Origin of the sequence: Nocardiopsis chromatogenes YIM 90109 (assembly GCF_000341185.1) — a bacterium.
Lineage (GTDB): Bacteria > Actinomycetota > Actinomycetes > Streptosporangiales > Streptosporangiaceae > Nocardiopsis_A > Nocardiopsis_A chromatogenes.
The window spans coordinates 73419-81818 of the sequence record NZ_ANBH01000137.1 but is presented as its reverse complement, the minus strand read 5'-3'; the positions used below and the strand labels follow the sequence as shown (position 1 = coordinate 81818).

Annotated in this window: 9 protein-coding genes; 2 read left to right on the top strand and 7 right to left on the bottom strand. The window is 74.9% G+C overall.

Features of this window, described 5'->3' with window-relative positions; translation table 11 throughout:
- The 5 genes from D476_RS33275 to D476_RS0114085 all read right to left on the bottom strand — a co-directional run.
- On the bottom strand, nt 1-377 hold a 377-nt coding region (locus tag D476_RS33275; protein ID WP_083939517.1), incomplete at its 3' end, for an RNHCP domain-containing protein.
- Nucleotides 378-629: 252 nt separating this feature from the next.
- Nucleotides 630-1280 carry a hypothetical protein gene (locus D476_RS33270; RefSeq protein WP_017624585.1) on the bottom strand — a complete coding sequence of 217 codons (651 nt, stop codon included), beginning with the start codon at nt 1278-1280 and terminating at the stop codon, nt 630-632.
- A 34-nt stretch (nt 1281-1314) separates the two neighbouring features.
- Entirely contained in the window at nt 1315-1791 is a 477-nt protein-coding gene (locus D476_RS0114095; protein ID WP_026123495.1) for a GNAT family N-acetyltransferase, read from the bottom strand.
- 391 nt (nt 1792-2182) lie between these two features.
- Nucleotides 2183-3256, bottom strand: a complete 1074-nt coding sequence (gene bioB, locus D476_RS0114090; RefSeq protein WP_017624583.1) for a biotin synthase BioB — start codon at nt 3254-3256, stop codon at nt 2183-2185.
- A gap of 182 nt (nt 3257-3438) precedes the next feature.
- Nucleotides 3439-4020 carry a TIGR03086 family metal-binding protein gene (locus tag D476_RS0114085; RefSeq protein ID WP_017624582.1) on the bottom strand — a complete coding sequence of 194 codons (582 nt, stop codon included), beginning with the start codon at nt 4018-4020 and terminating at the stop codon, nt 3439-3441.
- A gap of 212 nt (nt 4021-4232) precedes the next feature.
- Here D476_RS0114085 and D476_RS0114080 point away from each other — a divergent pair, with 212 nt between their 5' ends.
- Together D476_RS0114080 and D476_RS0114075 are read left to right on the top strand one after the other, a co-directional pair.
- Nucleotides 4233-5642, top strand: a complete 1410-nt coding sequence (locus tag D476_RS0114080) for a sugar porter family MFS transporter (protein ID WP_017624581.1) — start codon at nt 4233-4235, stop codon at nt 5640-5642.
- A 504-nt stretch (nt 5643-6146) separates the two neighbouring features.
- The gene (locus tag D476_RS0114075) at nt 6147-6425 is read left to right on the top strand and encodes a hypothetical protein (protein WP_017624580.1); all 279 of its coding nucleotides are present in this window, start codon (nt 6147-6149) and stop codon (nt 6423-6425) included.
- Nucleotides 6426-6630: 205 nt separating this feature from the next.
- On the opposite strand, the gene D476_RS0114070 is transcribed toward D476_RS0114075, so the two are convergent.
- Together D476_RS0114070 and D476_RS0114065 are read right to left on the bottom strand one after the other, a co-directional pair.
- The gene (locus D476_RS0114070) at nt 6631-7410 is read right to left on the bottom strand and encodes an ABC transporter permease subunit (protein WP_017624579.1); all 780 of its coding nucleotides are present in this window, start codon (nt 7408-7410) and stop codon (nt 6631-6633) included.
- On the bottom strand, nt 7407-8300 hold the full coding sequence (locus tag D476_RS0114065; protein ID WP_026123494.1) for an ABC transporter ATP-binding protein: 894 nt from the start codon (nt 8298-8300) through the stop codon (nt 7407-7409). The genes D476_RS0114070 and D476_RS0114065 overlap by 4 nt, the downstream gene beginning before the upstream one ends.
- Nucleotides 8301-8400 lie beyond the last annotated feature (100 nt).

Sequence of the window (8400 nt, the reverse complement as noted above, 5' to 3'; positions counted from 1 at the left end):
CACGGGGGGCCCAGCCGCTCCAGCGGGAACGGCGGAGTCGCCAGCGGGCGGGTCGCCGTGCGCATCAGCAGCAGCGGGTTGTCGTCCCCGGCGCTCCGGTTGGCGACCAGGGTGTCGCAGCCGGTGCACCGGTGGATCAGCACCCACTCGCCGTCGCCGCGCACCGTGACCGCGATGGGCTCCATGCGGGCCCCGCACCCGCTCGCCCGATCGCCCGGAACGCGGTCGTCCACGTGCTTGCTGAACAGGCAGTTCGGGCAGTGGTTGCGGTGCCGCGTGCCCGGAGCGCTCAACGGGACGTCGAGGCTGCAGTTGGCGCAGCGGAAGCTGTCGCTCCCCTGACGGGAGCGGTGTCGTTGTTCGCGTCGTCGTGACACGGAGGTGACTCCTCGCGGAGAAGGAACGGGCGGTCGCTCACATGGCGCCGTCCGCAGCCCCCGCGAAGGGCCTCCGACCGGTCAGGAGCCCGAAGCCCTCCGCAGGGTCGCGACGGCGCTCGACCGGGGAACGGACCTCACCTGGCTGGACATAGAGGCCACACACTCGCTATCTGTGACACGGCGGCAGGACGTGCGCGGACCACGCGGCCCGCATGCGCATTAGACCCGCGCCCCCTGCTGCGGGGCAACTCATTTTCCGTCCGCCGGGACCGGGGGCGCGGCGGACGAAGGCGCCAATAGCGCCTGCACCCGCCCAGGGGACCACACGCCCGCGGCGCCCGGGCGGGCGGCCAGGTAGGCGGCCGTCCGCCTCGGATCCCACCGGTGGGCGGCCCCCAGCCCCGCGCCGATGACCCGCAGATAGGCCGCCGCGGGCGCCGTGTGCTCCACCTGTGCGCTCGACCAGTGCGCCGTGAAGGTCAGCATCGGCACCCCGTCCATGTCGCCGCAGTGCAGCAGCGTCTCATAGCGCCCGTCACCCAGCACCGCGCGTCCGCGGGCCACCGCCTCGGCCGGGTCGGGCCCCTGGCCCGGAGAGCGGTACATCTCCTGGGCGGCGATGTCGGAGAACTGCTCGGACGAGACCAGGTAGGCGCGGGCGGGCGCCGCCCCCGGCAGGCCCGCGTCCAGCATGGCCAGGCCGCCGCCCCACATGCGCGACGCCAGCCCGAAGTAGACCCCTCCCGCCAGCCACACCGCCCTGTCGGCGCGGGGCGGGGTGCGGTCCCTGCACCCCGGGTTGGCCCGCGCCCCGCCGCCGGGGGCGCCGCCGCGCACATAGCAGTCGAGGCGCCCGGCGTCCATGTTGGCGCCGTAGCTGACGTACCAGACCCGGTCCACGGGGCGCCTCCTCGGTCGGTTCGGGCCGGGTGCGTCAGACCAGCGAGGGCGCGCCGTCCAGGGCGCGCTCGTAGCAGACGCTCAGCTCGCAGTCGGCGTAGTGGCCGTAGCGGTCGATGCGGGTGTAGCCGCACCGCTCGTACAGGCGCATCGCCTCGGGCTGCTCGGCGCCGGTCTCCAGGCGCATGCGCCGCGCCCCCATCCCGCGCGCATGCTCCTCCAGCGCGCGCACGAGCAGGCCGCCGATCCGGCGCCCCCGCCACTCGGGGACCACGTACATCCGCTTGATCTCGTAGGTGCACTCGTCGAGGCGGCGCAGGCCGCCGCAGCCCACGCTCGCCCCGGTGGCCTCGTCGGTGGCGAGCAGGAAGGCGGCGGTGTCCTCGCCGGAGGGTTTCGGCCCGGCTTCGGTGTCCCCGCCGTAGCGCTCGATGGTCTCCCGCTCCTGTGCGAGGCGCAGGGCGGATCCGGTCGGGTGGTCCCAGGGGACGTCCTGAACGATGATGCGCACGGTCGGATCGTAGCGGCCGACGGCGACACCCCCGCGCGCCACCCGGGCGACCGGGGGTGATGCGCCGGTCACATCCGCTCGCCGACCCCCGGGGCGCCCCTGCCCACCGGTTGTGTCACCGAACGCTCAGGGCATCGCCTTCCGTCGGCGCAGTCGGCACGACGGGGCCCCACCGCCCGCACCGGGCCCGGTGCGCGGGCACGGCGGACGAGGATCAAGCCCAACGCGGCCCACGAGCGCACGCCCGGGCCCCATCCGGCGGGCGACGACGGTGGGACCCGCGCGGCCGACCGACCGGCGGTGACGGGGACGGGGCCGCCCGCTCTCCTGCGGGCGGGCGGCCCCGTCTCGCGCTCGGCCGACACGGCCGACACGGCCGGCCGCGGGCGGCTCAGGCGTTGGGCGGCAGGGCGGTGCCCGCACCCCGGTGGCGGGGGCGCACCAGATCGGGGCGCTCCCGGCCGCCGTCCTGCCCTCCGTCCCCCTCGTCGGTGCCCAGCACCGTGAACCCGGCGTCGCGGATCATCTCCAGGTCGGCCCGGCCCGGCTGGCCCTCGCTGGTCAGGTAGTCGCCCAGGAAGATCGAGTTGGCCAGGTACAGCGCCGTGGACTGCATCCCGCGCAAGTGCACCTCGCGACCGGCGGCCAGGCGCACCTCGGTGTCGGGGAAGACCAGCCGGGCCGCCGCGAGGATGCGCAGGCACTGCCGGGCGTCCAGGTTCCACTGCCCGGCCAGCGGGGTCCCCTCGAAGGGGATGAGGAAGTTGACCGGCACCGAGTCCGGCTCCAGCTCGCGCAGGGCCAGCAGGGCGTCGGCGATGTCGCCGTCGCTCTCGCCCATGCCCGCGATCAGGCCCGAGCAGGGGGACAGGCCCGCCGCCTTGGCCTTGCCCACGGTCTCCACCCGGTCCTCGAAGGTGTGGGTGGTGCAGATGTCGGAGTAGCGCTCGCCGGAGGTGTTGAGGTTGTGGTTGTAGGCGTCCACGCCCGACGCGCGCAGCCGCTCGGCCTGGCCGTCGGAGAGCAGCCCCAGGCAGGCGCAGACCTCCACCCCGGGATGGTCGGCCTTGATGCCCTCGATGGCCGGGCGGAGCCGGTCCACATCGCGGTCGGTGGGGCCGCGGCCGCTGGCCACCAGGCACACGCGCGCCGCGCCCGCCTCGACCCCGGCGCGCACCGCCTCGGCGGTCTGGTCGGGCTTGAGCCAGGTGTAGGTCACCACGTCTGCGGTGGAGCCCAGGCGCTGGGAGCAGTAGGTGCAGTCCTCCGGGCACAGCCCGCTCTTGAGGTTGACCAGGTAGTTGAGTTTGACGGTGCGGCCGAAGGCGCGCAGGCGGGGCCGCGCGGCGGCGGCCACCAGGTCCATCAGGACGTCGTCGTCGCTGCCCAGAACACCGAGCAGCTCCTCGCGGGTCGGGGGTTCGCGCCGCAGCGCCTTGTCCGAGAGCACGTCGAATCGGGCCATGGGGCCGATCCTGGTGGAGGGGGCGCGTGGGGCGCAGGCGCCGGAGGAGCCAAATTCGGCCCCGCGGGGTTTGTGGACCACGGCCCTTACGGAGCGGGCGGTCCCGGGTCGCCGCAGGCCGGCCGCCCCTCGGCGGGGCCGGGGGCGGTGCCCGGCGTCCCGAGCGCCGACCCCGGCGGGGCTCAGGCCGCGCGTCCGGTCCGGGCCAGAAGCACGGTCTGGTCGTCGGCGCCCTCGGGGACCGGCTGCGCCGGGGCGAACATCCCCGGCCCGCCCTGCCCCTGGTCGGCGTCCAGGTCGCCGGAGATCTGCTCGGACTCCAGCAGGGCCCGCACCAGCGAGGGGTCCAGCCGCTCGTCGGCGCCGATCGCGCGGGCCAGGTCCCAGGCGTGCACGGCCAGGTCGAACGTCATCTGCCACAGGTACAGCGACCCGGGGGCGTCACCGAACGACAGGTGCACGGTGCTCTCCAGGGACCCGGGCCGCAGCCAGGCCGTGCGCGCCTCGCGGGAGGCCAGCTCCCAGGTGGCCACCGGCTCCTCGCCCATGGCGTCGCCGTCGAAGCGGCCGCCCGCGCCCTCGATGGTGCCGCCCTCCAGCAGGTAGGGCACCCAGAGCTGCTCGCGCACCAGGTGCTCCACCAGGTCGTGCACGTCCCACTCGGTGCAGGGGGTGGGATCGGCCCACTGCACCGGGCCCACGGCCCGCACCCTGCGGTCGAACTCCTTCATCGCCTGGCCGTGCAGGTCCAGCAGGTCGGACATGGGTCTTCCCTCCGCCGATCGGTCGCGGCCCCGCTACCGCTCGCGGGGCCCTACCCGAGGATGCCGCCCCTACCCGTGCCCCCGAAACGGCAATCTCCGCGCCTGTGAAGGACAACTCACCGTGTCCGGTGTCCGAGCACACCCGCGGCGGCGGGACCATGGTGAGCTGCAACATGTCCATCACCCCCCGTTGACGCGGTAAGGAGGGGAGCGTGGCCAGAGCGCACTCCTCGGCCTCCGACGCGGAGGCCGGGAACCTCGCCCATGTCGTCATGATCGCCGGGGCGGCGGCCATGGGCGGCTTCCTGTTCGGCTACGACAGCTCGGTCATCAACGGCGCCGTCGAGGCCATCCAGCAGCACTTCGCGGTGGGGCCGGGCGTCACCGGGTTCACCGTGGCCGCGGCGCTGCTCGGCTCGGCGGTGGGCGCGGCGGTGGCCGGGACCCTGGCCGACCGGTTCGGCCGCATCCGCGTGATGCAGCTGGCCGGCCTGCTGTTCCTGATCAGCGGCATCGGCTCGGCGCTGCCGTTCACCGTGTGGGACCTGGCGCTGTGGCGCGTGGTCGGCGGCTGCGCCATCGGCATCGCCTCGGTGATCGCGCCCACCTACATCGCCGAGGTGTCCCCGGCGGCCTACCGGGGGCGGCTGGCCTCACTGCAGCAGCTGGCGATCGTGCTCGGCATCGCCGTCTCCCAGCTGGTGAACTACGCGCTGGCGTCGCTGGCCGGGGGCAGCTCCCTCGGCGAGCTGGGGCCGCTGCAGGCCTGGCAGTGGATGCTGGGGGTGGAGGTGTTCCCCGCGGCGCTGTACATCCTGCTGTCGCTGACCATCCCCGAGTCGCCGCGCTACCTGGTGCGCGTGGGGCGCGACGCCAAGGCGCGCCGCATCCTGGAGGAGGTCGAGGGCGGCGACGCGGACGCGCGCATCGCCGAGATCCACGAGGCCCTGGGCTCGGAGGTCAAGCCCAGGCTGAGCGACCTGCGCGGCCCCTACCTGCTGCTGCCGATCGTGTGGATCGGCATGGCGATCTCGGCGTTCCAGCAGCTGGTCGGCATCAACGTGATCTTCTACTACTCGTCGTCGCTGTGGCAGTCGGTGGGGGTGAACGAGAGCGACTCGCTGCTGCTGAGCCTGTTCACCTCGATCGTGAACATCGTCGGCACCTTCGTCGCCATCGGCCTGGTCGACAGGATCGGGCGCAAGCCGCTGCTGCTGATCGGGTCGGCGGGCATGGCTGTGACCCTGGCCTCGACCGGGTTCGCGTTCAGCCACGCCACGGTGGTCGGCGACCAGGCGCACCTGTCGTTCGCCTGGGGCGCGGCGGCGCTGGTGTCGGCGAGCGCGTTCGTGCTGTTCTTCGCCCTGTCGTGGGGCGTGGTGACGTGGGTACTGCTGGGGGAGATGTTCCCGCTGCGGATCCGGGCGGCGGCGATGGCGGTGGCCACGGCCACCCAGTGGATCGCCAACTGGCTGGTCACCGTCACCTTCCCCACCCTGCGCGACTGGGACCTGAGCGGCACGTACATGGTCTACACGGCCTTCGCGGTGCTGTCGTTCCTGTTCGTATGGAAGTTCGTCTCCGAGACCAAGGGCAAGACGCTGGAGGAGATGGGCCGGTGAGCAGGCGAGTGCCCTCTGAAGCCTCCTGGGAGGCCGCTCGGCGGCCTTCTGGGGGGGCAAATGGGGGCAGGCGCCCGGGTGCCCGAAGAAGAAGAGGCCGGTCCGGCTCGACGCGATCCCCCCAGACGCGGAGCCGGGCCGGCACGGTCCGGCAGGACGGGTGGGGTTCCGCCGGACACCCCGTACAACAACCGAGGGCCCAGACATGTTCCAGGCCCTCAAGCGTCCCCTGCGCCGGTGGGGCGCACCGAGTGGCGGACGGGGTTCGCGCGCGGAGACCGACGGGTGCGCACAGTGACGCGCACCGATAACGCGACCCTGGACGCCTGCGAGGGCGGGGATCGCGTGGCTGCGCGGACGTGGAACACGTCCATCCCGCGGGGCCCGGCCTGAGCGGCCCGGCGGCCGCCGGGGCCCCGGGGGTGGGGCGGGTGACCGCCGCATCCCCGCGCGGTCACGGGGAGTAGCATGACCTGCGGACCGTGACCACCTCTGAGGAGAACCATGCGCCACACCCCCCGGACGTTCACGCGCGAGATCGCGCGGCGCGAGGCCGAGCACAGGGGTGTGGCCGTGGACTGGGACGCCGAGGCGCCCGCGGAGGTCCCCGAGGAGCTGCGGCACGCGGCCTTCAAGGTGGCCGAACGGGGCTGGTGCGTGTGGGCGACGACGTCACCCGAGGAGATGGCGATGCCCGCGGACCGCGACTTCCACCCGCTGGAGGAGGTCCTGGCCTCCGGCTGGTCCCTGCAGGGGTGGAACGGCGTCCGGCTCCCGGTGTGAGCGGGCGGCGCCGCCCGCACCGGCCCCGGGGGAGGCGACGCCGCAACCGCGGTTCCGGGCCGTCCTCCCCGAGGCCGACGACGGGGGAGCGCCGGGGCCGGGGGCCGCGGCGCCGCTCCAGCGGACGTGACCGCCGAGGGATGGGCGGGCCGGAGGTGCCGCCCGTGCGCCCGGGGCCGACACCGGTCCTCTCCCCGGCCGCAGTTCAGGCGTCGCGGACGCGCAACAGGGGCCAGGCCGCCACCAGGGGGACCAGCGCCCACAGCGCCATCGCCAGCGCCGCACCCCACGGGGGCAGCAGGTCGCCGTAGACGGACCCGGCCGCCGACGCGGGTGAGGCGATCTGGGCGGCCAGCCCTCCGGGCAGGACCGAGCCCGCGCGCTCGTTCCACGGCTCGGGGAGGAACTGCACGACCATCGGAAGCAGGTACCAGAGCGCGCCCAGCGCAGCGACCGACGCCACCGCCGACCGGGCCAGCGCCGCCAGCCCCAGGCCCAGCAGCGCGAACACCGCGGCCTCGGCGGCCATGGCCGCGATGGGCCACCACTCCTCCGAGAACGGCCCGGGGACCCCCTCCATCGCCCGGTCGCCGAGCACCGCGCGGGTCGCCCACCACACCGCCACCAGCACCGCCAGCGCCGTCACCGGTGCGACGGCGCCGCACACCACGGCCTTGGCGGCCAGCACCCGGCCCCGGCGGGGCAGGGCCGCGAAGGTCGTGCGAATCATCCCCGAGGCGTACTCGCGCGAGACCGACAGCGCACCCATGACCCCCAGGGCCAGCGTCATGCCCCAGCCCGCGAACCGGGGCAGCGACGAGATGGAGCCCGCCTTCTCCCCGGCCGGGAGCGCGTCCCAGGCCTGGGCGGCCGCCCAGGCGATCAGCACGGCCACCGGCAGCATCGCCGCCGCGGCCATCAGGCAGTACCGGGCGGCGGGGGAGGTGCGCAGCTTGATCCACTCGGCGGCCACCGCGTCCCTCATCGGGCCCCCTCCCCGGCGTCGGCGGTCAGGCGCATGTAGGCCTCCTCCAGCGAGGTGCCCACCGGGGCTGAGCCGTGCAGGGGGATGCCCGCCGACGCGGCCGCCTCGCCCACCTCGCGCACGTCCATGCCCGTCACGGTGAGTGCGCCGTCGTCGCCGGGCTCCACCCCGGCGCCGCGCTCGGCCAGCAGCCGCGCCAGATCCCCCGGCCGCGGGGAGCGCACGAGGACCCCGGCGCCGTCCTCGACCAGCGCGCGCACCGAGGTGTCGGCGACGAGCCTGCCCCGGGCGATCACCACCAGCCGGTCGGCGGTCCGGGCGACCTCGCCCATCAGGTGGCTGGACAGCAGCACCGTGCGGCCTTCGGCGGCCTCGGCCCGCAGCAGGTCGCGCATCCACCGCACCCCGTCGGGGTCCAGGCCGTTGACCGGTTCGTCGAGCACCAGCACCTCCGGGTCGCCCATCAGCGCGGCGGCCACGCCCAGGCGCTGGCGCATGCCCAGGGAGAGCCCGCCCGCCCTGCGGGAGGCGGCCCCGGCGATCCCGGCCCACTCCAGGGCCCGGTCGGCCCTTGCCTTGGGGATGCGGTTGGACCGTGCCAGCCAGTGCAGGTGCGCGCGGGGCGAGCGGCCCGGGTCCAGGGCACCGGCGTCCAGCAGCGCCCCGACCCTGCGCAGGGGGTGGCGGAGCCGGGTGTAGGGGCCGCCGAGCACGTGGGCGCGGCCGCCGTCGGGCCGGTCCAGGCCGAGCAGGGCGCGCATGGTGGTCGACTTCCCTGCGCCGTTGGGGCCGAGGAAGCCGGTGACGACACCGGGTTCGGCACGGAAGGAGAGCCGGTCCACGGCCGTGGTGCGGCCGTACCTCTTGGTGAGTTCCTCTATCTCGATCACGGCGGTGAGTGTGCCGGGGGCGGGCGGACCGGGGCATCGGAGCAGGGGCCGGATCTCCGGCTCGGCCCGCAGGCCGAGCACGGCGGGGGGCGGGGCGGTT

Coding starts and splice junctions, on each gene's coding strand:
- D476_RS0114075 (WP_017624580.1), top strand. CDS start 6,147: ATGCGCCACACCCCCCGGACGTTCACGCGCGAGATCGCGCGGCGCGAG.
- D476_RS0114070 (WP_017624579.1), bottom strand. CDS start 7,410: ATGAGGGACGCGGTGGCCGCCGAGTGGATCAAGCTGCGCACCTCCCCC.
- D476_RS0114085 (WP_017624582.1), bottom strand. CDS start 4,020: ATGTCCGACCTGCTGGACCTGCACGGCCAGGCGATGAAGGAGTTCGAC.
- bioB (WP_017624583.1), bottom strand. CDS start 3,256: ATGGCCCGATTCGACGTGCTCTCGGACAAGGCGCTGCGGCGCGAACCC.